This is a genomic window from Nocardia sp. NPDC059229 (assembly GCF_042754165.1).
Lineage (GTDB): Bacteria > Actinomycetota > Actinomycetes > Mycobacteriales > Mycobacteriaceae > Nocardia.
Genome location: NZ_JBHZAK010000009.1, coordinates 41,312 through 66,121 on the forward strand (window position 1 = coordinate 41,312; position 24,810 = coordinate 66,121).

At 70.0% G+C, this 24,810-nt stretch carries 28 protein-coding genes and 1 pseudogene; 20 read left to right on the forward strand and 9 right to left on the reverse strand.

What is annotated here, in order from left to right; translation table 11 throughout:
- Positions 1-8: 8 nt before the first annotated feature.
- The gene (locus ACFXHE_RS21265; RefSeq protein ID WP_379385472.1) at positions 9-1,139 is read right to left on the reverse strand and encodes an agmatine/peptidylarginine deiminase; all 1,131 of its coding nucleotides are present in this window, start codon (positions 1,137-1,139) and stop codon (positions 9-11) included.
- A gap of 314 nt (positions 1,140-1,453) precedes the next feature.
- Here ACFXHE_RS21265 and ACFXHE_RS21270 point away from each other — a divergent pair, with 314 nt between their 5' ends.
- The 9 genes from ACFXHE_RS21270 (at position 1,454) to ACFXHE_RS21310 (ending at position 9,743) form a co-directional block, all read left to right on the forward strand.
- Positions 1,454-2,188 carry a maleylpyruvate isomerase family mycothiol-dependent enzyme gene (locus tag ACFXHE_RS21270; protein WP_379385474.1) on the forward strand — a complete coding sequence of 245 codons (735 nt, stop codon included), beginning with the start codon at positions 1,454-1,456 and terminating at the stop codon, positions 2,186-2,188.
- Between the two features lie 61 nt (positions 2,189-2,249).
- Positions 2,250-2,981, forward strand: a complete 732-nt coding sequence (locus ACFXHE_RS21275; protein ID WP_379385476.1) for a hypothetical protein — start codon at positions 2,250-2,252, stop codon at positions 2,979-2,981.
- A gap of 60 nt (positions 2,982-3,041) precedes the next feature.
- Positions 3,042-3,551, forward strand: coding sequence for a winged helix-turn-helix transcriptional regulator (locus tag ACFXHE_RS21280; protein ID WP_379385478.1), 510 nt, complete (start codon positions 3,042-3,044; stop codon positions 3,549-3,551).
- Between the two features lie 101 nt (positions 3,552-3,652).
- Positions 3,653-4,168 carry an SRPBCC family protein gene (locus ACFXHE_RS21285; protein ID WP_379385480.1) on the forward strand — a complete coding sequence of 172 codons (516 nt, stop codon included), beginning with the start codon at positions 3,653-3,655 and terminating at the stop codon, positions 4,166-4,168.
- Positions 4,168-5,238, forward strand: coding sequence for an LLM class flavin-dependent oxidoreductase (locus ACFXHE_RS21290; protein WP_379385482.1), 1,071 nt, complete (start codon positions 4,168-4,170; stop codon positions 5,236-5,238). The genes ACFXHE_RS21285 and ACFXHE_RS21290 overlap by 1 nt, the downstream gene beginning before the upstream one ends.
- Positions 5,239-5,335: 97 nt before the next feature.
- Entirely contained in the window at positions 5,336-6,004 is a 669-nt protein-coding gene (locus tag ACFXHE_RS21295; RefSeq protein WP_379385484.1) for a GntR family transcriptional regulator, read from the forward strand.
- A gap of 56 nt (positions 6,005-6,060) precedes the next feature.
- A complete protein-coding gene (locus ACFXHE_RS21300) occupies positions 6,061-7,449 on the forward strand; it encodes an allophanate hydrolase (RefSeq protein ID WP_379385486.1) in 1,389 nt (462 codons plus the stop codon).
- A complete protein-coding gene (locus ACFXHE_RS21305) occupies positions 7,446-8,144 on the forward strand; it encodes a cysteine hydrolase family protein (RefSeq protein ID WP_379385488.1) in 699 nt (232 codons plus the stop codon). The genes ACFXHE_RS21300 and ACFXHE_RS21305 overlap by 4 nt, the downstream gene beginning before the upstream one ends.
- A gap of 12 nt (positions 8,145-8,156) precedes the next feature.
- Positions 8,157-9,743 carry a regulator gene (locus ACFXHE_RS21310; protein ID WP_379385490.1) on the forward strand — a complete coding sequence of 529 codons (1,587 nt, stop codon included), beginning with the start codon at positions 8,157-8,159 and terminating at the stop codon, positions 9,741-9,743.
- Here ACFXHE_RS21310 and ACFXHE_RS21315 read toward each other — a convergent pair.
- Both ACFXHE_RS21315 and ACFXHE_RS21320 read right to left on the reverse strand, forming a co-directional pair.
- Entirely contained in the window at positions 9,740-10,762 is a 1,023-nt protein-coding gene (locus ACFXHE_RS21315; RefSeq protein ID WP_379385492.1) for a DUF6745 domain-containing protein, read from the reverse strand. The genes ACFXHE_RS21310 and ACFXHE_RS21315 overlap by 4 nt on opposite strands.
- 42 nt (positions 10,763-10,804) lie before the next feature.
- Complete coding sequence (locus ACFXHE_RS21320) at positions 10,805-11,122, reverse strand: hypothetical protein (protein WP_379385494.1); 318 nt, start codon at positions 11,120-11,122, stop codon at positions 10,805-10,807.
- 236 nt (positions 11,123-11,358) lie between these two features.
- On the opposite strand from ACFXHE_RS21320, the gene ACFXHE_RS21325 reads away from it, so the two are divergent.
- From ACFXHE_RS21325 to ACFXHE_RS21345, 5 genes and pseudogenes are all read left to right on the forward strand, one after another.
- The gene (locus ACFXHE_RS21325) at positions 11,359-12,309 is read left to right on the forward strand and encodes an STM4015 family protein (protein ID WP_379385496.1); all 951 of its coding nucleotides are present in this window, start codon (positions 11,359-11,361) and stop codon (positions 12,307-12,309) included.
- Positions 12,306-13,436, forward strand: coding sequence for an STM4014 family protein (locus tag ACFXHE_RS21330; RefSeq protein WP_379385498.1), 1,131 nt, complete (start codon positions 12,306-12,308; stop codon positions 13,434-13,436). Before ACFXHE_RS21325 ends, ACFXHE_RS21330 begins: the two co-directional genes overlap by 4 nt.
- 10 nt (positions 13,437-13,446) lie before the next feature.
- Positions 13,447-14,280 (forward strand): STM4013/SEN3800 family hydrolase, encoded by an 834-nt coding sequence (locus ACFXHE_RS21335; RefSeq protein ID WP_379385500.1) that lies wholly within the window; start codon positions 13,447-13,449, stop codon positions 14,278-14,280.
- Entirely contained in the window at positions 14,277-15,614 is a 1,338-nt protein-coding gene (locus ACFXHE_RS21340) for an STM4012 family radical SAM protein (RefSeq protein WP_379385502.1), read from the forward strand. The genes ACFXHE_RS21335 and ACFXHE_RS21340 overlap by 4 nt, the downstream gene beginning before the upstream one ends.
- Before the next feature lie 6 nt (positions 15,615-15,620).
- Positions 15,621-16,442 (forward strand): annotated as a pseudogene (locus ACFXHE_RS21345) (STM4011 family radical SAM protein); the annotation flags it as partial.
- 13 nt (positions 16,443-16,455) lie between these two features.
- Here ACFXHE_RS21345 and ACFXHE_RS21350 read toward each other — a convergent pair.
- The gene (locus tag ACFXHE_RS21350; RefSeq protein WP_354840266.1) at positions 16,456-16,632 is read right to left on the reverse strand and encodes a DUF6374 family protein; all 177 of its coding nucleotides are present in this window, start codon (positions 16,630-16,632) and stop codon (positions 16,456-16,458) included.
- An 81-nt stretch (positions 16,633-16,713) separates the two neighbouring features.
- A complete protein-coding gene (locus ACFXHE_RS21355) occupies positions 16,714-17,199 on the reverse strand; it encodes a nuclear transport factor 2 family protein (RefSeq protein WP_379385503.1) in 486 nt (161 codons plus the stop codon).
- Here ACFXHE_RS21355 and ACFXHE_RS21360 point away from each other — a divergent pair.
- The 3 genes from ACFXHE_RS21360 to ACFXHE_RS21370 all read left to right on the forward strand — a co-directional run bounded on the left by ACFXHE_RS21360 (position 17,198) and on the right by ACFXHE_RS21370 (position 19,269).
- Positions 17,198-17,827: a LysR family substrate-binding domain-containing protein gene (locus ACFXHE_RS21360; RefSeq protein ID WP_379385505.1), complete on the forward strand. Its 630-nt coding sequence runs from the start codon at positions 17,198-17,200 to the stop codon at positions 17,825-17,827. The genes ACFXHE_RS21355 and ACFXHE_RS21360 overlap by 2 nt on opposite strands.
- Positions 17,828-17,848: 21 nt before the next feature.
- On the forward strand, positions 17,849-18,262 hold the full coding sequence (locus ACFXHE_RS21365; RefSeq protein WP_379385507.1) for an SRPBCC family protein: 414 nt from the start codon (positions 17,849-17,851) through the stop codon (positions 18,260-18,262).
- 119 nt (positions 18,263-18,381) lie between these two features.
- On the forward strand, positions 18,382-19,269 hold the full coding sequence (locus ACFXHE_RS21370; RefSeq protein WP_379385509.1) for an RNA polymerase sigma-70 factor: 888 nt from the start codon (positions 18,382-18,384) through the stop codon (positions 19,267-19,269).
- Positions 19,270-19,275: 6 nt separating this feature from the next.
- On the opposite strand, the gene ACFXHE_RS21375 is transcribed toward ACFXHE_RS21370, so the two are convergent.
- From ACFXHE_RS21375 to ACFXHE_RS21385, 3 genes are all read right to left on the reverse strand, one after another.
- Positions 19,276-19,755, reverse strand: a complete 480-nt coding sequence (locus ACFXHE_RS21375; RefSeq protein WP_379385511.1) for a DUF5946 family protein — start codon at positions 19,753-19,755, stop codon at positions 19,276-19,278.
- Between the two features lie 28 nt (positions 19,756-19,783).
- A complete protein-coding gene (locus ACFXHE_RS21380) occupies positions 19,784-20,536 on the reverse strand; it encodes an SDR family oxidoreductase (protein ID WP_379385513.1) in 753 nt (250 codons plus the stop codon).
- Between the two features lie 117 nt (positions 20,537-20,653).
- Entirely contained in the window at positions 20,654-20,812 is a 159-nt protein-coding gene (locus ACFXHE_RS21385) for a hypothetical protein (protein WP_379385515.1), read from the reverse strand.
- Between ACFXHE_RS21385 and ACFXHE_RS21390 the strand changes: the two genes are divergently transcribed.
- Together ACFXHE_RS21390 and ACFXHE_RS21395 are read left to right on the forward strand one after the other, a co-directional pair.
- On the forward strand, positions 20,805-21,716 hold the full coding sequence (locus ACFXHE_RS21390) for an oxygenase MpaB family protein (RefSeq protein WP_379385517.1): 912 nt from the start codon (positions 20,805-20,807) through the stop codon (positions 21,714-21,716). The genes ACFXHE_RS21385 and ACFXHE_RS21390 overlap by 8 nt on opposite strands.
- A complete protein-coding gene (locus ACFXHE_RS21395) occupies positions 21,713-21,940 on the forward strand; it encodes a hypothetical protein (RefSeq protein WP_379385519.1) in 228 nt (75 codons plus the stop codon). Before ACFXHE_RS21390 ends, ACFXHE_RS21395 begins: the two co-directional genes overlap by 4 nt.
- Before the next feature lie 131 nt (positions 21,941-22,071).
- On the opposite strand, the gene ACFXHE_RS21400 is transcribed toward ACFXHE_RS21395, so the two are convergent.
- Positions 22,072-23,031, reverse strand: a complete 960-nt coding sequence (locus ACFXHE_RS21400; protein ID WP_379385521.1) for an ADP-ribosylglycohydrolase family protein — start codon at positions 23,029-23,031, stop codon at positions 22,072-22,074.
- A gap of 107 nt (positions 23,032-23,138) precedes the next feature.
- On the opposite strand from ACFXHE_RS21400, the gene ACFXHE_RS21405 reads away from it, so the two are divergent.
- Positions 23,139-24,803: a bifunctional 3'-5' exonuclease/DNA polymerase gene (locus ACFXHE_RS21405; RefSeq protein ID WP_379385523.1), complete on the forward strand. Its 1,665-nt coding sequence runs from the start codon at positions 23,139-23,141 to the stop codon at positions 24,801-24,803.
- Positions 24,804-24,810 lie beyond the last annotated feature (7 nt).

The window sequence follows — 24,810 nt, forward strand, 5'->3', positions numbered from 1 at the left end:
CGGATGCCTCAGTCGACGGGTTCCTGCTGGGTGGTGCAGTGGATGCCACCGCCACCGGCCGCGATGGCGTCGATATTGATCTGCACCACGGTCCGATCCGGGAACAGGCGCTGCAGGGTGGACTGCGCCGCCGAATCGGCCTCGGGGTCACCGAATTCGGGGGCGATGACGCCGCCGTTGCAGACATAGAAGTTGATGTACCCCGCGGCGAAGTCGTCGCCCGCTCCCCGGTAGCGCAATTCCGAAGGCGCTTCGAGGGTTTCGATCTCGAGCGGGCGGCCCTGCGCGTCGGTGGCATTGTGCAGGATATCGAGGTGACGGCGGGTCACGTCGTAGTCGAAGGACTCCTCGTTGTTGTCGAGTCCCGCGACCACGACGCCGGGGCGGGCGAAGCGGGCATAGAAATCGGTGTGGCCGTCGGTGATGTCGTGCCCGGCGATGCCCGGCAACCAGATCACCTTCTGGAGGCCGAGCAAACGGTGGAGCTCGGCCTCGACATCGGGCTTCTTCCAGCCCGGATTCCGATTGTTGTTCAGCACACAGGATTCGGTGATGAGCGCGGTGCCCTCGCCGTCGACCTCGAGGCCGCCGCCCTCGAGTACCAGATCGGTGTGCACGGTCTCCACCCCGGCACGGCCGTCGACCACGGTGGCGACCTTGGCGTCGCGGCGGTGCTGCTGTTTGCCGCCCCAGCCGTTGAAGTTGAAGTCGACGCCGGCCTTGGTGCCGTTGCCCCGCACGAACACCGAACCGGTGTCGCGCATCCAGAGGTCGTCGAGGTCGGCGACGATGAGCTCGACATTCGCGCCGCCCAGCAGCTTTCGCGCCATGTCGAGTTCGTCCTGGCGCACCAGCATGGACACCGGTTCGAAGCGGGAGATGGTGGCGGCGATGGTGGCCAGGTTCTGGCGGACCTGCGGCAGCAGCTGCCTACCCCAGATGGCTTCGCTCGCGCCGAAGGCCATCCAGGTGCGCTTGTGGGGCGCGCCCTCGTCGGGCATCACCCAGGAGCGGCCGTCGCTGGGCGTCGAGGACGAGGTGTCGCCGCTGAACCACGACGAGATCGGCCCGTCGCAGCCCGCGAGCAGCAGCCCGCCCATGGTCAAAATCCCGGATCGCATGAACCGGCGTCGTTGCATCTCGCAGTCTCCTTGTGTGAGGGGCACGGCGCGGCGTTTCCCTCTCCGGCGCGCTGAATCCGCTGAACCCGCTGGTAGAACGGCCGTCCGCACACGACGACCCCGAGCCGGGCACCAAGGACTGTATTCCTGACTGAATTTTCAGTCAAGGAACGCGACGCAGGTCACCCGGCACGGGCGGGCCCGGCGCACGGGCACGGGATCGGCGGGGCCGTTTGACGAGAGCCGTATATCTTTGCGCGCCAGCATCATCCGCCACCGAACCCGCCCTAGGGTGGCCCTGACGGCGATCGACGACAGGAAGGACGCAGGTAGTGGCAGGCAAGGGCGTGGGCTGGCTGGAACCGATCGAGGAGTCCACACAGCGGTTCCTCGCGACGGTCGACACGCTCACCGACGACCGGATCGGCGGTGCCTCGCTGATCCCGCCGTGGACGCGGGGCCATGTCATCGCGCACGTCTGCCGGGCCGGGGACAGCCTGGTGCGCCTGCTGACCTGGGCGCGCACCGGCGTGGAGACCCCGCAGTACGCGAGCATGGCGGCGCGGGCCGCCGAGATCGAGGCCGGCGCGGCGCGACCGGTGGCCGAACAGCTGGCCGATGCGGCCGCCGGCGCGCAGCGATTCGCCGACGCGGTGCGGCTGCTGCCGGCCGAGGCGTGGGAGCGGACCGTCCGGCCGCGCACCGGGGAACTGCGGACGCCGGAGACGCTGGTGCCGATGCGGTTGCGGGAATTGGAGATTCACCATGCCGACCTGAATGCCGGATATTCGTTCTCCGACATTCCCGAATCCGCGGCGCGCTGGATTCTCGACGATATCGCCGACGCGCTCTCCGGCCGGACACCCGACGGCCCGGCACTGCGACTGCGAGCCACCGACAGCGACTTCCGCCGGGAGCTGCAGGGGGACGGGCACGCGTCGCCGATCGGCATCACGGGCACGCAGGCCGACCTGCTCGGGTGGCTCAGCGGCCGGATCCCGCCCGCCGCGACCGGCCTCACCGCCGCGGGCGCCGACACCGTGCCGCCGGCCCCGACCTGGATCTGACCACCCCGAATTCGGTCATCCCGCTCCCGCCCGGCCCCGACGCCAGTCAGACTCGAAAACTATGACCGCCCTTCGCATCACCGCCACGCTGGCCGCCGTCCTCGTGATCGCCGGCGCCTGCGCTGTCGCGACAGGTCCGGCCGCGGCGCCCGCGCGGGCGTACGGACCGGCGTCGTGCGTTCCGGGGAATCCCACCCAGCCCACCTCCGAGCTGTTCGCCACCACCAACACCGCCACCATCACCGACCCGGCCGATCCCCGGCTGAGCGACCGGTTGTCGCAGTTCGAGCTGGAGGTGGACGCGACCGCGCTCACCGAACTCGCGCTGCCCGTCGGCTCGGAACTGCTGAACGGGGTGTTCTGGTCCTCGGACACCGGGGCGGTCACCTACGAGCGGTCCCGCCAATTCCAGCTGGCCTGTACCGATTTCAAGAATCTGTGCTGGGTCGCCGACGACCTGCGGGTGCGCTACAACCAGGAATCGGTGCTGACCTTCGAGTACCTGCCCGGCGACGACGTCCGCGCCGATGGCTTCACCGTGACCGTCCCGGGCATCGACCGCACCCGCTTCCACGATGCCCTGGTCGCGGATCCGCAGGTGCGTGACCGGCTCGGTGGCGGATCGGTCACCGAATCGGGCGATCTGGTGCTGGTGGCCGACCGCGCCGATCAGGATCTGGTGCGGAATTTCGTGACCGGACTCGGCGGCGCGTGGAACGACGGCCAACTGCGTTACGGCGATCGCGAATTCGTGCACGGCACCGGTACGGCCGCTCTGGCGTGCCAGCTGTGATCGCCTGAGAGCATCGCTGTCATCTGCATGGTCCTATGGTGAGACCAGTATTCTCGGGGGATGAAGCGTACGTCGTTCGCGCGGTGGCCCTGCTCGGTCGCCCGGACCATGGATCTGCTCGGGGACTGGTGGACGCCGCTGGTGCTGCGTGAAGCCTTCTACGGGGTGCGGCGATTCGACGAGTTCCAGCAGGAATTGGGAATCGCCCGCAATACGCTCAGCGATCGGCTCAAGCGGCTGGTCGAGGAGGGGCTGCTCGAAAAGCGGCCGTACCACACCGAACCCACCTGGTACGAGTACGTGCTGACCGAGAAGGGCCGCGACTTCTGGGGTGTGCTGCTGGTGATGTCGCGGTGGGGCGACCGCTGGCTGGCCGACGCGGACGGGCCCCCGGTGATCCTGAACCACACCGCGTGCGGGCACGACACCCAGCTCAAGGTGGTGTGCGAGCACTGCGATCAACCGGTGCCGATCGAGGAGTCGCGGCTGCGCATGGGGCCCGGCTATCCCGAGCGGTTGCGCGAGCGGCCCGATATCCAGGCGCGGTTCGCCCGGCAGGAGACCAAGTAGCTTTCCCGGATTCCGGGTGACATCCCGGAATCATGCGTTGACCTGCATCGTCTATTTATGCAACTATCGAGCCAGTAGCAGCTTTCACAGCGAGGTGACGCATGGAGTGGACCGGCGCGAAGTATGCCGATGGACCGACGGCGCAGGCCGAGATCTGGATCGACGCGACGCCCGAGGCGGTGTGGGCGCTCGTCTCGGATATCGGGCTGATGCCGGAGATGAGCGCGGAACTGCAATCGGCGCACTGGGTGCGGCCGGACACCCCGCCCGGCGTGGGCAGCACCTTCGTGGGCACCAGCCGGCACGAGGCGCTGGGCGAATGGTCGACGACTTCCCATGTCGTGCAATGGGATCCGCCGCGCGTCTTCGCCTGGGCGGTCAGTGATCCCGAGAATCCCTCAGCCACCTGGCGTTTCACCGTCGAGTCCGCGGACGGCGGCACGACTCTGCGGCAGTGGGTCCGCATGGGCCCCGGCCGGTCCGGGCTGAGCATCGCCATCGAGGCCATGCCCGAGAAAGAGGAGAAGATCGTGTTCGTGCGCATGCGGGAATTCGAGGCCGCCATGCAGGCCGTGGTTGCCGACATCAAGCGCCGTGCCGAGGAGGGGACCCGCTGATGCGCACCGCCACCACCGTCGAACTCTCCCGCGACTCCCAGCAGGTCATCGACTTCGTCCGCGAGGCCGAGACCACGGGCCTGGACATCTGCTGGGTCGCCGAGGCCTGGGGCTCCGACGCCCCCTCGGTGCTCGGTTACCTCGCCGCCCGCACCGATCGAATCCTGCTGGGCTCCGGCATCATCCAGGTCGGCACCCGGTCACCGGTGGCCATCGCCCAGGCCGCGCTCACCCTGGCCGAACTCTCCCAGGGCCGCTTCCTGCTCGGCCTGGGCTCCTCCGGCCCGCAGGTCATGGAAGGGCTGCACGGCGTCCCGTTCGCCCGGGCCCTCACCCGCATGCGCGAGACCATCGACGTCATCAAGCAGGCCACGGCCGGCGAGAAGATCTCCTACCAGGGTGACACGATCCGAATCCCCTTGGACGGCAACAGCAAACCGATGCGGCTGTCGATCCCCGCCAACACCGGCATCCCGATCTACATCGCCAGCATGTCGCCCAGGATGCTCGAGCTCACCGGCCGGGTGGCCGACGGCTGGCTGGGCACCAGTTTCGTCCCCGAGGGCTCCCACGCCTACTTCGACCACCTCGACGCCGGCCTCGCCGCGGCCGGCCGCACCCGCGCCGACATCGATGTCTGCCAGGGCGCGGAGGTCGCATTCTTCGACGACGAGGAAGCCGTCACCCGCCACGTCGCCGGCCGAAAACTGGAGCTGGCCTTCAGCATCGGCGGCATGGGCAGCGAGAAGACCAACTTCTACAACGCCGCCTACGCCCGCCAGGGCTGGTCCGACGTCACCGGCGAGATCCGGCAACGCTGGCAGGCCGGCGACCGCGCGGGAGCAACCGCCCTGGTCACCGACGACATGATCCTCGCCACCACCTTGATCGGCACCCCGGACATGGTGCGACGCCGGCTCCGGACGTGGAGCGACGTCGGCGTCGACACCGTCCGCCTCTACCCCGCGGGCGACACCCTCGACACCAAGCTGGCCAACCTCGCCCAGGCCCTGGACCTCATCGCCGACCTCGACCACACCCCGATCACCTCGCCGTCGCCCGCCGACTGACCTCGGCCGCCCGGCCCGGTTTCGGCCAGGGCACAGCCCTTTCCGCGATCGCCGCAGCGAACGGGCTGTCGCGGACGGGACAGCATAGTCTCGATTCATGGTGCCGGGGACGAATGGGGCGGGATTGCCGCCGAGTCTGGTGGAGGTGGCGACCCGGCAGGTGCGGGCCGAGGTGCTCAGCGGGGTGTTCGAACCCGGGGAGCGAATCGGCGAGGAGGCGCTGTGCGCGCGGCTGGGGACCAGTCGCGCGCCGGTCCGGGAGGCATTGCGGCTACTGGCCCAGGAGGGGCTGATCGAGCATGTGCCGCGCCGGGGGTTCCGGGTCGCGGTGTGGTCGGCCACCGACATCCTGCAGCTGTTCGAGTTGCGGCGGGTGCTGGAGCGGCACGCCATCGAGAAGGCTTTCCCGCTTGCGGCAGAAGGTGATCCGCTACGCGAGGTACGGGCCGCGCTCGAGGAGATGCGCGCGGCCGACGCCGCCGGGGACCTGTTCGAGCGCGACAATGCCCATCGGCGCTTCCATGCCGCCATCGTGGCGCTGGCGGGCAACCGGCAACTGAATCTGGCGTATGAGCCGATCCTGTTGAAACTTCAGCTGCCGATGGCTCGTAACCTGCGCACCGAGGCGCGGATCGCGCAGCGCCGCAATGGTATTCGGCGCCACGCCGAACTGCTGTCCGCCCTGGAGTCGGGCGACTCCGCCGTCGCCTGCGACGCGCTGGTGCGGCACGGCGAGCTGGCCTATCTGGACCTGGATATCCGCTAACACAGCGGATACATTGCGGGACCGCCGATTTCATACATTCTGTCGACAATCGACAGATGAGTACCACCGGTCCCACGGTCGTGGAGATTCTGGCTTCACACGAAAGCGGCAGCGGCTCGCCGACGCACACCGCCGCGCGGGTCGCCGACGCCATCGCCGCCCGCGGCGCGGACGGCACCTGGATCACCCCGGTGCCGCGTGAGCAGCTGCTGGCCGCCGCCGCCGAGATCGAACGCCGCCCGGGGGCGCGCACCCTGCCGCTGTACGGCGTGCCGTTCGGAGTGAAGGACTCCATCGACGTGGCGGGGTGGCCCACCACCCTCGCTTGTCCCGATTTCGCCTACACGGCCACCGAGACCGCGCCCGCGGTCCAGCGCCTGCTGGACGCGGGCGCGCTGTTCGTCGGCAAGACCAACTTGGACCAGTTCGCGACCGGGCTCAACGGCACCCGCACGCCCTATCCCATTCCGCGCAGCGTCTACGGCGACGAATTGATCTGCGGCGGCTCCAGTTCCGGGTCGGCACGCGCGGTGGCGCTGGGCGAGGTGCCGTTCTGTGTGGCCACCGATACGGCCGGATCGGGCCGAGTGCCGGCCGCGCTCAACGGGATCCTCGGCTGGAAGCCCTCGCGCGGGCTGATCAGCACGGTGGGCCTGGTACCGGCCTGCCGATCGCTGGACTGCCTGTCCCTGATGGCGACCACGGTGGAGGATCTGGACCGGGTCTTCGAGGTGATGGCGGGCGTGGATTCGGACGATCCATGGAGCCGGGAGCACGGGCCGCGTTTCGCCGGCGGGCGGGTGCGGGTCGGCCTGCCCGACGCGGCCGAACTGGAATTCTTCGGCGACGAGGTCTTCCGGGCGGCCCATCTGGGTGTGCGAGATCGGCTGGGACGGCACGGATTCGACTGTGTACCCACCACGCTGGAGCCCTTCCTGGCCGCGGGCGAGCTGCTGTACCAGGGTCCGTGGGTGGCCGAGCGGCTGGTGGAGTTCGAGACCTTCGTGGCCGCGCGGCCCGGCTCGATCCTGCCGGTGATCCGCGAGATCCTCACCGGGGGTTTCCGATTCACCGCGGTCGACGTGTTCCGCGCACAGCAGCGCCTGCAGGAGTTGCGGGCCGCGGTCGCGCGGATGTGGGCAAAATTCGATGTGGTCGCGGTGCCCACCATCGGCACCACCTTCACCGTGGCGCAGGTGCAGGCCGATCCCATCGCCACCAACACCGTGCTGGGCCACTACACGCATTTCGGGAATCTGCTGGATCTCACCGCGATTTCGGTACCGGTGGGCAGCACCGCGGACGGCCGCCCGCTGGCGGTCATGGTCTTCGGACCGGCCCTCGCCGACGACACCGTACTCGCGGCGGCCGCCCGCATCCTCGACGAGCCGCGCCCGGCCGTGGCGCATTCGGAATTCCGGCTCGCACAGAAAGAACGACAATGACGGCAGTTCACCACATTCCGGCGCAACCCGCGGATTTCCCCTTCGACCCGAACACCCTGGCGTTGCTCATCATCGACATGCAGCGCGATTTCCTGCTACCCGGAGGTTTCGGCGAGAGCCTCGGCAATGACGTGGCGCTGCTGCGCACCGTCATCGAGCCGCTGGCGGCGCTGCTGGCCGCCGCCCGCGCCGCCGGGCTCCCCGTCATCCACACCCGCGAAGGCCATCTGCCCGACCTGTCGGACTGCCCACCGGCGAAGCTGACGCGGGGCAACCCCGCCCAGCGCATCGGAGACCCGGGCCGGTTCGGGCGCATCCTGATCCGCGGCGAATACGGCCACGACATCATCGACGAACTCGCGCCCCGCGACGACGAGGTGGTGATCGACAAGCCCGGCAAGGGCGCGTTCTACGCCACCGAGCTGGCGGATGTGCTGGCCCGCACGGGGATTCGCGCACTGCTGGTCACCGGCGTCACCACCGAGGTCTGTGTGCACACCACGGTGCGCGAGGCCAATGACCGCGGCTACGAATGCCTGGTCGTCTCCGATTGCGTCGGTTCGTATTTCCCGGAGTTCCAGCGCGCCGGCCTGGCCATGATCGCCGCGCAGGGCGGCATCTTCGGCTGGGTCGCCGATTCCGCGGCCGTCCTCGGCGCGCTCACCTCCGCCGTCTCCCCCGCCCCGGCCCAGTGAACAGGAACTCCCATGTCCGTCGATACCGAGCTGCCCGGTGAAACCGGTTCGGCCGCACCGCTGTCGCTGCCGTGGTGGACCCGCGGCGACACCAATGCCTTCTTCGGCCTGTCGTTCAATATCCTCGTCAATGTCCTGACCCTCACCACCCTGTCGGTCGCGGTGGTGAAGATCCCGAGCGCCGATGTGCTGGGGACCGTGCTGCCGGCCCTGGGCGTCGCGCTGGTGCTGGGCAACCTCTACTACCTGATGCTGGCGCGACGGCTGGCCCGCCGGGAGGGCCGCGCCACGGTCACGGCGCTGCCCTACGGGCCCAGCGTGCCGCACATGTTCATCGTCGTGTTCGTGGTCATGCTGCCGATCTATCTGAAGACCGGCGACCCGATGAAGGCGTGGTCGGCAGGCTTGGCCTGGGCGTTCATGATCGGCGTGATCGTCATGATCGGCGCGTTCGTCGGGCCCTTCATCCGCCGCATCACGCCGCGCGCGGCCATGCTGGGCACCCTGGCCGGCATCTCCATCACGTTCATCGCCATGCGGCCCGCCGCGCAGATGTGGGAGGCCGCCTGGATCGGATTGCCGGTGCTGGCCATCATTCTCATCGGCTTCTTCACCGATGTGCGGCTGCCGGGCAATGTTCCGGTCGGGCTGGTGGCGCTGCTGACGGGCACGGCCATCGGCTGGATCGGCGGCTACATGTCGGTGCCGGATGTGTCGAAGGCCGCCCACGATATCGCGCTCGGACTGCCGGATCTGCGGCTGCACCTGCTCTTCGACGGGCTCGCGCATCTGGCGCCGCTGCTGGCCACCGCGATTCCGCTGGGCGTCTACAACTTCACCGAGGCCATGAGCAATGTGGAGAGCGCCGCGGCGGCGGGCGACAACTACAACCTGCGCAGCGTGCTGCTGGCCGACGGGTTCGGCGCGATCATCGGATCCGGATTCGGGTCGCCGTTCCCGCCCGCCGTCTATATCGGCCACCCCGGCTGGAAGGACGCCGGCGGGCGCACCGGGTACTCGCTGGCCAGCGGCGCGATCATCGGATTGATGTGTCTGCTGGGGCTTTTCGGAGTGCTCGCCACACTGCTGCCCATCCCGGCGATCGTGCCGATCCTGTTGTACATCGGTCTGCTGATCGGGGCGCAGGCGTTCCAGGCGGTGCCGCGCCCGCATGCGGTGGCGGTGGTGGCCGCGCTGCTGCCGAACCTGGCGGAGTGGGGCGTCGGCCAGATCGACAATGCGCTCAGCGCGGCGGGCACCACCGCGGACAAGGTCGGCATGGGTGCGCTGGGACAGGCCGGGGTGGTCTACGACGGGCTGAAGACGCTCGGCGAGGGCGCGGTGCTGGCCGGACTGGTACTCGGCGCCATGGTCACCTTCGTCCTCGACAAACGGTTCCGGGCAGCGGCTCTCGCCTGCGCCGCCGGTGCGGTGCTCAGCTTCGTCGGGCTGATCCACGCACCCGAGGTCGGCTGGGCCGCCGCCCCGAAGGTCGCCCTCGGCTATCTGTTCTTCGGCCTGGTGTGCCTGGCCTGCTCCATGCTGCGCACCACCCGCACGACCCCGGATACAGCTGCGGCCGAAGCGATCTCGGACTAGGTCTGGCGGACGGGGGCGTAGGTGTCGGCGTCGAGGGCGAAGGTCCAGGCGACGCCCTCCTTGGCGGTGCGGGTGGTCGGTGGGACGCGGAGCCAGTAGGTGCGATGGGTGCCGTCGGGTTCGGGGGTGGAGTTGACCACCTCGACCATGACGACATCCTCGTCGTCGGGGAGTTGGATGCGCCAGAGAATGCCGGTCTCGTCGCGGTGGACCGGCTCGGCGCCGGATTCGGCGAGATAGCGGTCGTAGCCGAAGAATTCGAGCATGACGCGGCGGAGTTCGGCGTTCTCCTCGGTGCGGATGCGGGCGGCGGTGAGGGTGGTCAGGTCGTCGAAAAGGGAAGCGGGGACCGGCATTCCGCGCCAGGCATGCAGGGCGAATCCGTCGGGATAGACCAGGGCGGGGCCGTCCTGAGCGTGCAGGCGGCCCGCCTCGTCACGTTCCAGCCGGTCGGGGCGCTCGCAGAAGACGATGACGTGCTCGAAGGGCCACCACCAACCAGCAGTGCGGGCGACACCCGCCAGGCCTGCGAGGCGTTCGCTGTCGGGGAAGGCGGACAGCCAGGCGGCGTCGTGCTGGCCGAGGACGGCATCGAGGAAGATGGCCTGGATGTCGCGCTCCGCCTTGGCGCGGGCCTTCCGGTCGGCGGGATCGACGGCGACGGCGGCGTCCACGACGCCGAGGCGGATGCGGTCGGTGAGGGTGCGGGTGGCATCCCACAGACGAGCGCCGGTCGCGTTCCACAGTTCCGACCAACCGGCAGGGCCGAGCTGGTCGTGCACACGGCCGCGTTCAGCCGCCCAGGGCCGGGTGCGCACCTCGTCGCGGACGCTGCGACCCGGGTCGTCCAGAGCACGGATGGCGGCGACAGCCGCCAAAGGTGAAGCCACCCAGACATATCGGGTCGGGGCGGCCAGACCGGCGCTGGCATAGGCACGCCGGGCGGCCTGCTCGGCAGCGGAGCGATCGGCGGGTCCCGTGGCGGCTGCGACCGCGCGCCACTCATCGAGAAGCTGCATGTGAGATTCCTTGGCTATCAGGCGGATCGGCACCAGGCAGGCTCAGTCGGCGACGATGCGGACTGCGCCGGGGAAGTACTCCCGCTGGCGGATGACGCGGAACCAGCCCTTGGGCAGGGGAATCGGCGCGTGTTCCTCGTGCACCACGCGCCCACCCTCGGGCAGGTGCATCAGTAGGCGGGCGCCGGAGCGCAGTAGCTGCCCGGGTGCGGCCACCGCGTGTGCATGCCCGGTCACCTCCCCCAGCGCGAGCACCATGCGCCCGCGCGCATCCCGCGGTTCGGGCGGCGTCTCGGTCGCGTGCGCCGGCAGCTCCGACTCGGCGATCGGCATGATCAGCACATCTCCTTGACGGAACATGAGGTCCTCCCCGTGAGCACCGGCGCCCCGTGCGTCCGGCTCACTCGAAACTAGCGGTGGGGTACGACAATTCGCGGTCACGGTCGAACACCCCACGCCATCGCTCCATCGCTGTCGCCGAATGGTCGGCGCGCCGAGGGCGCTCGGCCGCGCCCCGCGCCGGTGACCTGTCGGGCGGTCTTGGTAGAACTGGCGGGCACGGACAGATCACAGCCCTGGCGTACGGAGCCCGTCATATGACCATTTCCACCCATCTGCAGGAATTCCACGGCCTTCCCATTGTCGAGTTCCCCGGGGACGCGGCGGAAGTCGCGCTGCCCGCGGCGGACGCGGCCGCATGGCGAATCGCCGTCGATCCGTACGGCGACTCCCCGGAGGAGTGGCCGGCGGCCTTCGCGCGTTTCCTCGCGGCGGTGGACACCACCCGGGTGCGGGCGCTGGTGATCGGGCAGTGGGGTGAGGTCTACGACCACAACTCCGATCTGGTGATCGACGAGCTCATCCGGGTGCGGGAACGGTTCCCGGCGCTGCGCGGGGTCTTCCTCGGCGAGATCACCTACGAGGAGGCGGAGATCTCCTGGATCCAGCAGTCGGATGTCACGCCGCTGCTGGCCAATTTCCCCGCGCTGGAGGAACTTCGGATCCGCGGCGGCGAGCACCTGGCGTTCCCGCCGACCCAGCAGGCAGCGCTCCGCACGCTGGTCGTGGAGACCGGCGGCCTGGGCGGGGACGTGGTGCGCGGGATCGGCGCGAGTTCGCTGCCCGCGCTCGCGCACCTCGAATTGTGGCTGGGCGTCTCCAATTACGGCGGTGACGCCACCGTCGCCGATCTCGCCCCGCTGCTGTCCGGGGACCGGTTGCCGAAGCTGACCTCACTGGGCCTGCGCAACAGCGAGATTCAGGACGAGGTCGCCGCCGCGGTGGCCAGGGCGCCCGTGGTGGCGCGTCTGCAGACCCTCGACCTGTCCTTGGGCACGCTCGGCGACGAGGGCGCGACGGCGCTGCTGCACGGACAGCCGCTCACCCATCTGCACACCCTCGATCTGCACCACCACTTCATCAGTGCCTCCCTGCGGGCGCGGCTCACCGCGGCGCTGCCGGGTGTCACGGTGAATCTGTCGGAGGCCGAGGTCGAGAACGACGAAGAGAATCCGGCCGATCGCCGCTACACGGCCGTGGCGGAATGACCGGTGCGGGGGCGACGCGCCTTGCCGTGGTGGGCAATCCGGGCAACCGGCGCGTGACCATGTTCCAGGACGCGGTGCAGCGCGCTGGAATCGCCGAGGCGCGGGTGGTGCCGTGGCTGGCTGTGCTCTGCGGGCGTGCGGAATTCGGTGCGGGCGAGCTGGTGCGGCTCGACTCGCCGGGTGAGGATCCCGAGGTCGAGCGGCGGCTGCGGGATGTCGAGGATGCGACGCGGGTCGAGGGCACGGCCGTCTGGTACGAACGATTCGTCGCGGCCGCGCGAACGGCCGGTACGCAGGTGCACGCCGGCGGCGCACGGCTGCTCGACGACCCGGAAGCGCTGGCCGTGCTCTTCGACAAACGCCGCTGCCACGCGGTACTGCGGGAAGCCGGTGTGCCCGTGCCGTTCTCACCGACCTCGGGGACCGGGACGCAGGTGCGCGGCTGGGACGATGTCCGGGAGCTCATGACCACGCACCGGCTACCGCGGGTATTCGTCAAGCTCGCGCACGGCTCCTCGGCCTCCGGGGTGCTGGCCGTCGAGACCGCCGGTCGCGGCCGGGTCCAGGCGACCACCTCGGTGCAGCGCGATCCGGATGGGCGGCTGTTCAATTCGCTGCGGGTCCGGCGGTACACCACCGAATCCGAGGTCGCGGGCATAGTCGACGCCCTGGCGCCGGACGGTCTGCACATCGAACACTGGCTGCCCAAAGCCTCCCAGCACGGTCGCAGCGCGGACCTGCGCGTGGTGGTCGTGGACGGGCGCGCCACCCACGCGGTGGTGCGCACCAGCGGCTCCCCCATGACCAATCTCCATTTGGGCGGCGCGCGCGGCGATCTGGCCGAGGCCCGCGCGGCCATCACCGCCGCGGGCGGCAGCTGGAACGACGCCCTGGCCATCTGCGAGCGCGCCGCCGCCTGCTTCCCCGGATTCTCCCGGGTGGGCGTCGATCTGCTGCCCGCCACCGGCTGGCGGCGCTTCGCGGTGGGTGAGGTCAATGCCTTCGGCGACCTGCTGCCCCGGCTGCGCGGTCTCGACGGGAGCGGGGCGGAGCAGGCGGACACCTATGACGCCCAGGTGGCCGCGATCCTGCGTCGGATCGGAAGCGAGCAGCATGTCATCGCCTGACCACCCGAGCGTGGAAACCCCTGCGCCGGACCCGAATATGAACGAGGTGATCGGCCGCGACGACCTGCTGCTGGTTACCCTCGACACGCTGCGGTTCGATGTGGCGGCCGAACTGGCCGCCGCCGGACGACTGCCGAACCTGGCCCGGCATCTGCCGGGCGGCCGCTGGGAAAAGCGGCATGCGCCGGGCAGTTTCACCTACGCCTCGCATCAGGCCATCTTCGCCGGATTCCTGCCCACGCCGGCGACGCCGGGCCCGCATCCGCGGCTGTTCGCCGCGCGATTCGAGGGCAGCGAGACCACGGCCGGGCGCACCTTCGTCTATGACACACCGGATTTCGTGTCGGCGCTGGCCGGGCGTGGATATCACACGGTGTGCATCGGCGGTGTCGGGTTCTTCAACAAGCGCGGGCCGATGGGCTCGGTGCTGCCCGGGCTGTTCGAGGAGAGCCACTGGGACAGCGACTTCTCGGTGGCCTCGCCGACCTCCTTCGAAGCGCAGGTCGCCCGCGCCGAGGAGGTGATCGCGACACTGCCCGCCGAGCGGCGGCTGTTCCTGTTCGTGAATGTGTCGGCGCTGCACCAGCCCAACTGGTTCCATCTCCCGGGCGCGCCGCGGGAGGCGGGCGACTCGCGTGAGACCCACGCCGCCGCACTGGAATACGTGGACCGGCACATCGGCCGCCTGTTCGCCGCGGCCGCCCGCCGCCGCCGCTGCTTCGCCATCGTGTGCTCCGATCACGGAACCGCCTACGGGGACAGTGGTTTCACCGGGCATCGGCTCGGCCACGAGGCGGTGTGGACGGTGCCCTACGCTCAGTTCTTCCTGGAGAGATCCGCATGACCACGATTGCCACCCGGCCGCGGCCGTATCAGAGCTACGTCTACGGCTATCCGCACAAGACGGCGTACCGGCCGCTCGGTGCGGATCGGCCGCTGCTGAGCGAGCTGTGGGCGGCGGAACCGAAGGACGCGCTCTCGCTCTACGCGCACATTCCGTTCTGCGAATACCGGTGTGGCTTTTGCAATCTGTTCACCCGGGTAGGCGCGCCGGAGGAGCTGACCACGCGGTATCTCGACGCGTTGGAGCGGCAGGCCGGGGCGGTGCGGGCCGCGCTGGGCGACGGACCATTGCGATTCGCGGCCGCGGCCTTCGGCGGCGGGACGCCCACGTTCCTGACCGCCGGTGAGCTGGAACGGCTGTGCGACATCATGGAATCGGTGATGGGCGCGGAGCTGCCGGCGATTCCGCTGTCGGTGGAGACCTCGCCCGGGACCGCGACCCCGGACCGGCTGGCCGTGCTGGCGCGGCGCGGCGCGACCCGGGTGAGCATCGGCGTGCAGAGTTTCGTCGACGCCGAGGCGCGGGCCGCGGTGCGGCCGCAGCGGTGCGGTGAGGTCGAGGCGGCTCTCGAAGCAATTCGGGCGGCGCGGATTCCGGTGCTGAACATCGATCTGATCTACGGCATCGAGGGGCAGACCGAGGCGACCTGGCAGACCTCGCTGGACGCGGCGCTGGCCTGGCGGCCGGAGGAGCTGTACCTGTACCCGCTGTATGTCCGGCCGCTGACCGGACTCGGGCGGCTCGGTGCGGACGCCGACGCGGACTGGGACGAGCAGCGGCTGCGGCTCTACGCGGTAGGCCGCGACCAGCTCCTGGCGAACGGCTACGAGCAGCGGTCGATGCGCATGTTCCGGCGGATCGGCGCACCGGCTGCCGGGCCGGACGATTACGCCTGCCAGACCGACGGGATGATCGGCCTGGGCTGCGGTGCCCGGTCCTACACATCGGGGCTGCACTATTCCTTCGACTACGCGGTGGAGACCCGCGAGGTCCGCGGCATCATCGACACCTACACGCGAACAACCGATTTCACGCGCGCCGAGGTCGGCCGCCGGATCGACACCGACGAGGCCCGCCGCCGCCACCTGCTGCAATCGCTGTTGCAGGCCGAGGGGATGGCGGTCGCCGCCTACCGGGAGCGATTCGGCGGCGGGCCCGCCGACCACTACCCGGTCGAACTCGCCGAGTTCGCCGAATTGGGTTGGCTGGACCCAGAATCCGGCCCGGAGCTCCTACGCCTGACGCCCGCGGGACTGGCCTACTCCGATGCCCTGGGCCCGCGACTGTTCTCGCCCGCGGTGCACGCCGCCATGGCCGCCTATGAACCCCGGTGAGCCGCCATGGATCTCACGATTCTCTACCGTGGACCGCTGTCCTCCTGCGATTACGACTGCCCCTACTGCCCGTTCGCCAAGCGCCGCGACAGTCGGGAGCAACTGCGCGCCGACCGGGCCGCGCTCGAACGCTTCACCGCCTGGGTCGCCGATCAGCACGGGGACCGGTTGTCGATCCTGTTCACGCCCTGGGGTGAGGGCCTGGTCCGCTCCTGGTACCGGCGCGCGCTCGTCGAACTGTCCCGGCTGCCGAATGTCGCGCGAGTCGCCATCCAGACCAATCTCAGCTGCCGCACCGACTGGCTCGCCGACGCCGATCCGGACACCGTCGCCCTGTGGTGCACCTACCACCCCGGCCAGACCCCCTACGACCGCTTCGCCGCGAAGTGCGCCGACCTGGACCGGCGCGGCATCCGTTTCAGCGTCGGCATCGTCGGCTTCCCCGAGCATCTCCCCGAGGCCCGGCGTCTCCGCGCCGACCTGCCAGCGCACGTCTACCTGTGGGTCAATGCCCCCGAGGGCCACGAACTCTCCGACGCGGACGCCGCCGCCTGGACCACCCTCGACCCCCTGTTCCCCTACAGCCGGGATCCCCACCCCGCCGCCGGATTCCCCTGCCGCACCGGCGAATCCGTCATCTCGGTCGACGGCGACGGCACGGTCCGGCGCTGCCATTTCGTCCGCACCGAACTGGGCAACCTCTACGACGGCAGCTACCGCGCCGCCCTGCTCCCCCGCCCGTGCCCGCTGTCGGCCTGCGACTGCCACATCGGCTACGTCCACCTCGAAACGCTGCCCCTCTACGACGTCTTCGCCGGCGGCGTCCTCGAGCGCATCCCCGCTACCTGGGCCGATCCATCTCCTCCAGAAAGATCCGCAACCCCTCCCCGATCTTCCCCGCAGCATTCTCCAACTGCTCCGGCGACAACACCTTCCCGAACGACGCCGCCTTCAGCAATTGCCGCTGCACCTCTTTGAGGTTCATCGTCGCCCAGTCGCGTCGTGAGAGTTCCGGCATGGCCCGGAACGATACCTCGAGTAGAACGTTTGTTCGAGTACGCCGGTTCGATCGCGCGCAACTCCCGCACAGCGGCAACTGTCATCCTCCGAAGATGGCGGTGGGATCCCCGGTGTACCAGGTGTTGTCGATGCGCATGCGGCGGATGAGCCAGCGGTCGCCCTCGCGCTGGAGTTCGAGGTCGTAGGGGTTCTTCAACAGGGCGTGGACGCCGGGGTCGGCGACCAGCAGGTGCTGGGCTTCGACCAGGGCGGTCATCCGGGCGGTGTCGCCGTCGATGGTGATGCGGGGGTTGGTGACCTGATGAGTGGTGTTCACCCGCCCGGTGAACATGGCCAGGATGGTGGTGACGATGGTGTCGCGGCCGGCCATCACCGGCGGTGCACCACCCCAGCGCGAGGCGGCCGGGCGGAAGTCGAGTTCGGCGTCGGCGGTGAAGGCCGAGGCGAACAGCTCACGATCCTTGGTGTCCTGTCCCAGCCCGAAACGGTAAAGGGCGTCGGTGATTTCGGCGCGGTCGCGCAGTTCCGCGACAACCGCGGCGATATCGGTCGAGGGTGCGGACATGGCCTGGTGCGTGGTGTGGCACGCCATCGACGCCGGGCGCGGCCTGACCGGTGTGCTCCGGGTCGGCTTCGTCGGCCCGGCCGCCGCCCAGTTGCTGGTCGGCGCCACCGCCGAGTTCCAGCGCCGAATTCCCGACTGCGAGGTGCGGATACGAGAGGCGCAGCCCGCCGAGATCCCGGACCGGCTGCGAGCCGGGGACATCGATCTGGCGCTGTGCGCGTTTCCCGACGAGGCAGCACCGGACCTCGACCGGGGACCGGTGCTGGTCAGCGAGGTCTGCGTCCTCGCCGTCGCCGCGTCCCACCCGTGGGCCGGCCGGACCTCGGTACCGGTCAGCGAACTCGACCGGGTCACGGTCATCCGGCTCGCGGGGGCGGTAATCCCCACGGCCACAGCACAATCCGGCCCGGTCGCGACCACGATGCAGGAAGCGTTGACGCTGGCGGGAACCGGACAGGGCGTGCTGGCCCTCGGCGCCCACGCCCTGCGCTATCACGCGCGCCCCGATGTCACCTACGTACCGCTGCGTGACGCGCCGACGGTGACATGGGGCCTGATGTGGCCCGCGGGCCGCGACACCGCCCGCGTCCGCGCGTTCGCCGCGGCGGCTGAATCGTTCACGCAGTAGCCGAAAGGAACCCACCCGACCATGGCCTCCATCCGCCACGAGATCGCGATCCATGCCTCGCCGCACCATGTTTGGGAGGTGATCCGCGATATCGGCGCCGTCCACGAACGCCTGCTCCCCGGGCGGGTGGCCGGCACCCGGATCGACGGTGCCCACCGGTTCCTCACGTTCCCCGACGGTCACGTCATCCGGGAACTCATCATCAGCGTCGACGACGACACCCGTCGGCTGGCCTACTCCGTGGCCGAGGGCGCCCGCCCCCGGCTGGACTACCACCACGCCTGTTTCGAAGTCCGCGCCGACGCCGACCACGCGCGCCTGATCTGGACCACCGATCTCCTCCCCGATTCCGCCGCCCCCGAGGTGCGGATTCGCACGCAGTACGGCATCGCCGAGATGAAGCAGGCCATCGAAGCCTCCGCCGAACCCGAGTGACACGTTCCGGGGCCGCTCACCGGGCAATCCAAGATCAATTAGGGTCGCGGTGTCACAGATCGGCCGCGTCCGGTGTCTTGTGGACCGACACGGGTCGAAAGTGAGGACAGGAGCCACCCATGACCGGGACCACGGCCGCGACCGAGGCGTTCGTCGCGCATCGGAATCTGCTGTTCACCGTTGCCTACGAGATGCTCGGCTCGGCGGCCGACGCCGAGGACGTGCTGCAGGAGACCTGGCTGCGCTGGACCGGCGTCGACCTGGACACCGTGCTGGATCAGCGCGCCTATCTGGTGCGGATCACGACGCGGCAGGCGCTGGTGCGGCTGCGCACGCTGGGCCGCCGCAAGGAGTCCTATGTCGGTCAGTGGCTGCCGGAGCCGCTGCTGACCGCGCCCGATGTGGCCGAGGATGTCGAGCTGGCCGAGAGTGTTTCGATGGCCATGCTGCTGGTGCTCGAGACGCTGACGCCGACCGAGCGGGCGGTGTTCGTGCTGCGCGAGGTGTTCGACCTGCCCTACGACGAGATCGCCGAGGCCGTCGACAAGACCTCGGCCGCAGTGCGTCAGATCGCCCATCGCGCCCGCTCCCATGTCGCGTCGCGGCGTCCGCGCGAGGCGGTGTCCGCGGCCGAGACCCGCGATGTGCTCGAAGCCTTCCAACGCGCGCTCAACACGGGCGACCTGCAGGGGTTGCTCGACCTGCTGGCCCCCGACGTGGTCGCGCTGGGTGACGGCGGCGGGATCAAACAGGCGCTGCCGCGGCCGATTACGGGCGCGGATCACGTGGCGCGGCTGTTCAGCGTGGGCTGGAGGACCGTCGCCGCGGGCATGAAGATCGAGCCGGCCATGGTCAACGGTCATCCAGCGCTGGTCTTCCGGGTCGACGACGAGGTGGACACCGTCCTGGCGATCCGCATCGACAACGGTCTCATCACCGGGTTCTACTCGGTACGCAACCCGGAGAAGCTCTCGCGCATGACGCAGGAGACCAGCCTGAGCCGGTGAATCCGGCTACGCTGCAGGGCCGTTCAGGTACGCGTCCACGGTGGCGCGGGCCAGTTCGGCCATCCGGGCGCCGTAGGACTCGTGCCCGTCGCCGACGAATCCGCCGTCCGCGTCGCGCAGGTCGTGCACCGACCGCGCGTAGCGGTCCGGGATCCACCCGGGCAGTGGCCGGTAGGCCGCGAGGGCCTCGGTGTCATAGGCGAAATCCGTGCCCTGCACGGCATTTCGCCTGCGTTGCGTCTGCCCGAACCGGTTCAGCGCGGCCAGGCCCTGATCCAGGTACAGCTGCAAGATCCGGAACTGACTGTCGAGATACTGCTCGCGCGCGACCGATTCGTTCGGATGCTGCAGCAGATACACCAGCACCAGCGGCGTGTGCCAGGCATACATCGCCCGATCGCTCTGCTCCTGCGCGAGCGCCTCGTGCCAGATGGGTGCGCAGGGCATGGCCGCGCCGCACGGGCAGGTCTCCGAATGCTGTTGCACGCCTTGTGATACCACGCTCCGCTGGCGATCAGCCGCGCCCGATGTAGGGCATGCCCGTCGCCATCACGGTCAGGAACGGCACGTTCACCTCGAGCGGCAGCTCGACGGTCTGGACTACCAGCCGGGCCACGTGCGCGGCGTCGATCGTCGGCTCCGGACGGACGCTCCCGTCCGCCTGCAGCGACCCCGCCGCGATCCCGGCCGTGAGTTCGGTTGCGGCATTGCCGATATCGATCTGTCCCGCGGCGATATTGTGCGCGCGTCCCTCCAGCGCCAGCGCCTTGGTGAGCCCGGTGATGCCGTGCTTGCTGGCCGCGTAGGCGACAGTGTTCGGCCGCGGCGTATGCGCGGAGATCGACCCGTTGTTGATGATCCGCCCGCCCTGCGGCGTCTGTGTCCGCATGAGCCGGAATGCGGCCTGCGCGCACAGGAACGATCCGGTCAGGTTGATGTCGACGACCTGTTTCCAATCCGCCACCGGAACCTCGTCGATCGGCAGGGTGGGCCCGAAGATCCCGGCATTGTTGATCAGCACATCCAGCCGCCCCCACCGCTGCACGATGTGCGCGAACACCGCGTCCACCGCCGCCGGATCGGTGACATCGGCCGGCACGGCCGTCACGCTGCCCGGCCCGGGTGCCGAGGCGACGACCTCGTCCAGGGTGGCCGCCGTGCGCCCGACCGCCACGACCTGATGTCCGGCCGCGGCCAGCGCATGGGTCATGTTGCGGCCCAACCCGGTCCCGGCACCGGTGACAAGAACGATCTTCGATGTGGTCACGAACGCCGAGCGTATTCGACCGGCGCGGCCACTCGGCGACACCATCGCGTCACGCAACCCGGATATGTTCCGGAGACCGGAACATTCGGCGCCCGGACTTCGTCATGCCAACCGCTGTCAGTCGGCAGGTTTGCCCGCGGCGAGGACATTCGCTCGCAGGTGCCGCACCAGTGCCACGAGCCGTTCGATCGTGGCATCTTCCGGATCGGACAGCCGCAGCTGCAGCAGCTCCCGGCCCGCCTCGTGCACGATCCGGGCGGAGTAATTGATGCGCACGGCAACGATGCTCGGGGACGTGGTCGCCGACCCGTACGCGGCGCTGGCGTCGCGCTACGGGATGCGGGGGCTGATCGGCATGCTGCAGCAGGCCTGCCGCGAGGGCATCGACGCGGTGCCCGACGCTCCGGCCGAGCTGCGGGCATTCATCGAATCGATGGAAGCGGCGCCCGGCTGGCTGGACATGCAGCTGGTCGAGGAGGGCGCGCGGGCGTCCCGGGTCGCCGCGGCGTTCCTGTCGCCGTTCCTGACCCGCGGCGCCTTCCTGGCCACCTTCCTCAACACCTACGCGGCCCTGCCCATGACGCTCACCGGAGCGCTGTCGGGCCGCCGCGCCGCACGACGGGTCAACGAGACATCGAATTTCTTTGCGGTGACGACACTTCCGGGCGCCCTGGAACGTTTCGGCGAGGGCTTCGAGGCCGCGGCCATGGTGCGGCTGATGCATTCGATGGTGCGCTACTACGCCCTCCAGCGCACCGAGCAGTGGGATGCCGACGTGTACGGCGTCCCGGTGCCGCAGGTCGACCAGATGCCCGCGGGCCTGATCAACATCTACCTGCTCACCATGCTGGCCGCCCGCCGCGGCCGCACCGAATTCAATGCCCGCGAGCGCGCGATCCTTGAGTTCAGCCGCTACCGCTGTTCCTGCTCGGCCTGCCCGAGGAGCTACTCCCCACCACCGCCGAGGGCATCCGCGAGGTCTTCCACGCCCGCGCCGCCGTCCTGCGCGACGATTTCGACGACGCCACCTGCGGCGAACTGGTCCGGTCCACCATGGCCGCCTACCTGCGCCCCGGCACCTCCCGCTACGACCGCGCCGCCGACGCCGTCGAAAAGAGCTGGAGCCGAGTCTTCTTCGTCGCCTTCCGCGGCGGCGACCGCAAAGCCGCCGCCGCCATGAGCGTCACCCTCACCCCCGCCGACATCGCCCGAGTAGCCCTGACCGCCCCCTTCATCACCCTCCGCTTCCTCCTCATGTCCGCCGTCAGCACCCGCCCCACCCTCCGCCGAGCCGCCGACGCCTACACCACCCGCATCGTCGAGAAACGCCTCGCCACCTACGGCCACGCCGAATACACCACCGACTCCCACACCTACCCGACCCACACCTCCCCCGCCGTGTAGGAGCCTCCACCCCACCCAATGTCGGCCCGTGGCCTGAACTTTCGGGGCCGACATCGGATGGGGTGAGCTAGTGAACGATCACAGCAACTTCCCGGCTGTGACGTGATCCCCGGCTGTGACACCAGCCCCGGCTAGGGCGTGCGAGAGAACCAGCGCCGCAGGCGGCCGCCGGACGCGTTGACGAGCGGCCGAGCCCGGACCTGTTCGAACCAGGCGGGCAGGGGTTCCCGTGCGGCCAGCCAGTTTCCGGGCAATCCGGCGGGCCGGGTTCCGGTGTGGGCCGCGACGATTCCGCCGACGATGGCGCTCGTGGTGTCGGTGTCGCCGCCGACCGACAGGCAGGTGGCGATCGCGGCCCGGTAGTCGTTCAGGTAGGTCGCCGCGGCCCACATCGTGAAGGGCACGGTGTCCTGCGCCGTCACGCTGGTGCCGTTGCCGATCTCCGCGGCGACCTGCCCGGCCGGAGCCCCGAGCAGCGCGTAGGCCCGGCGGATCAGGCGGGTGGTCTCACCGTCGTCGAGCCGGTCCAGGACGGTGGCGAGGAATTCCGTTGGCGCGGGGCGGGTTCCGGCGAGCCGGGACTGTGCCGCCGTGGCGGCCGCCACCGCCACCGCGACCGCGCCGATGATGCCTTCGCGATGCGCGTGCGTCACCTGCGCCGACCGGACCGCTTCGGCGGCGGCCCGGTCCGGGTCGCTCGCGTAGAACGCGCCCAGCGGCGCGGCGCGCATGGCCGCCCCGTTCCCGCACGAGCCCTGCCCGCCGAAGGCCGCCGCGGTCACCTGCCGCCAGGGCACGCCCCGGCGGATGCGCCCCAGCGTGTCCACGGTCATGAACCCGTAGTCGCGGCGCTGGTCGATGCGTTCGGCGAAGGCGGCCACGAGCCGATCCTGGTCGATCGCACCGTGTTCGAGCAGTTCCCCCGCCACCGTGCAGGCCATCTCGGTGTCATCGGTCCATTCCCAGCGGCCCGCCGGGAGATCACCGGTCTGCAGGTCGGCCAGGGGCCGGCGCAGGACGAGGAACTCGGCGCCGACCGCGTCCCCCACGGACAATCCATCCAACGAATCCAGCATCAAGTCGACATGCACCGCGTCGATGCTAGCCACGGTCGCACGGCACAGCATGCCGGTGCCGACTTCTTGTCTGTGCTCACCGCCAGACTCACTTGTCTGTGCCCACTGCCAGACTCATCGGTATGCGATGGGCGGTGGCGGAGACGGGTGACGGCGGGGCACGGGTGTGCCCGCTGGATCGGGCCGGTCGGCCCGCGGGTCCGGTGGTCGAGGAGTCCTCGCTGGCCGAGGCCGTGCGCTCGCGTCCGGAGGCCGAGCGGTGGGTGTGGCGCTCGACCGCCGGAACCTATCGGCGGCTGCTCGAGGCGGGCGTGCGGGTGGATCGCTGCTACGACGTGGAGGCGGCGGAGTCGCTGTTGATCGGGCACGAGGAGGGCCAGTCCGGGCAGGCCCGCTCGCTGGCGGCGGCCTGGGCCAGGCTGCATCGGCTCCCCGTGCCGGAGGACGCGCCCGCGCGGGCTGCCGACACCCAGCCGACCCTGTTCGAATCCGCCCCGGTGCCACTGCCATCCGGGACCGACGAGTTCACCGCGCTGCTGGAGGTGTACGCGGGACAGGTCGCCCGCACGGCCGCGGCGGAATACCCGCACCGCATGCACCTGCTGCTCACCGCCGAGTCGGCGGGCCTGCTGGTGGCCGCGGAGATGTCGCGGGCCGGGATCCCCTGGCGCGCCGACCTGCACCGCGAACTGCTCGATTCCCTGCTCGGAGAACGCATTTCCGGTACCGCGGAACCACGGCGCATGGCGGAGCTGGCCGAGGAGGTGTCGCGGGCCTTCGGCGGGGTGCGGGTCCGCCCGGACCTGCCCCAGGACATCATCCGAGCGTTCGGACGGGCGGGAATCTCGTTGTCCTCCACCAGAAAATGGGAGCTCCGGGAGATCGACCACCCGGCGGTCGCGCCGCTGCTGGCCTACAAGTCGCTCTACCGCCTGTACACCGCGCACGGCTGGTCCTGGATCGACCAGTGGGTGCACGACGGCCGCTTCCGTCCCGAGTACCTGCCGGGCGGCACGGTGACCGGCCGCTGGACCACCAATGGCGGTGGCGCACTCCAGATTCCGAAGGTGGTGCGCCGCGCGATCCGCGCCGATCCGGGCTGGCGGCTGGTGGTCGCCGATGCCGATCAGATGGAGCCACGCGTCCTCGCCGCCATCTCCCGCGATCCCGGGTTGATGGAGGTGGCGGGCCGGGGTGAGGATCTCTACGCCGACCTCGCGGCCCGCGCGTTCGGCGGCGACCGCGCCCAGGCCAAGGTCGCCATGCTGGGAGCGATCTACGGCCAGACCTCGGGCGACGCACTCACCCACATGGCCGAGCTGCGCCGCCGCTATCCGGACGCGGTGGCCTATGTCGACGACGCGGCGGCCGCCGGGGAGGAGGGCCGCCTGGTGCGCACCTGGTTCGGCCGCACCTGCCCGCCCGCGACATCATTCGACCAGGCGGACACCGAGGATGGGGCCGCCACCGGGTACGGCTCCACCCCGAGGGCCCGGGCTCGCGGTCGCTTCACCCGGAACTTCGTCGTGCAGGGCAGCGCCGCCGACTGGACCCTGCTGGTGCTGGCGGGCCTGCGCCATGCGATGCACACCGCGGGACTGCGCGCCGAGCTGGTCTTCTTCCAGCACGACGAGGTCATCGTGCACTGCCCCGAGGAGGAGGCGGCCGCGGTCGCGGAGGCCATCACCGCGGCCGCGGACACCGCCGGAGAGCTGGCTTTCGGCCCGACCCCGGTCCGCTTCCCCTTCACGACCGCGATCGTGGAGTGCTACGCGGACGCGAAGTAGGAAATCC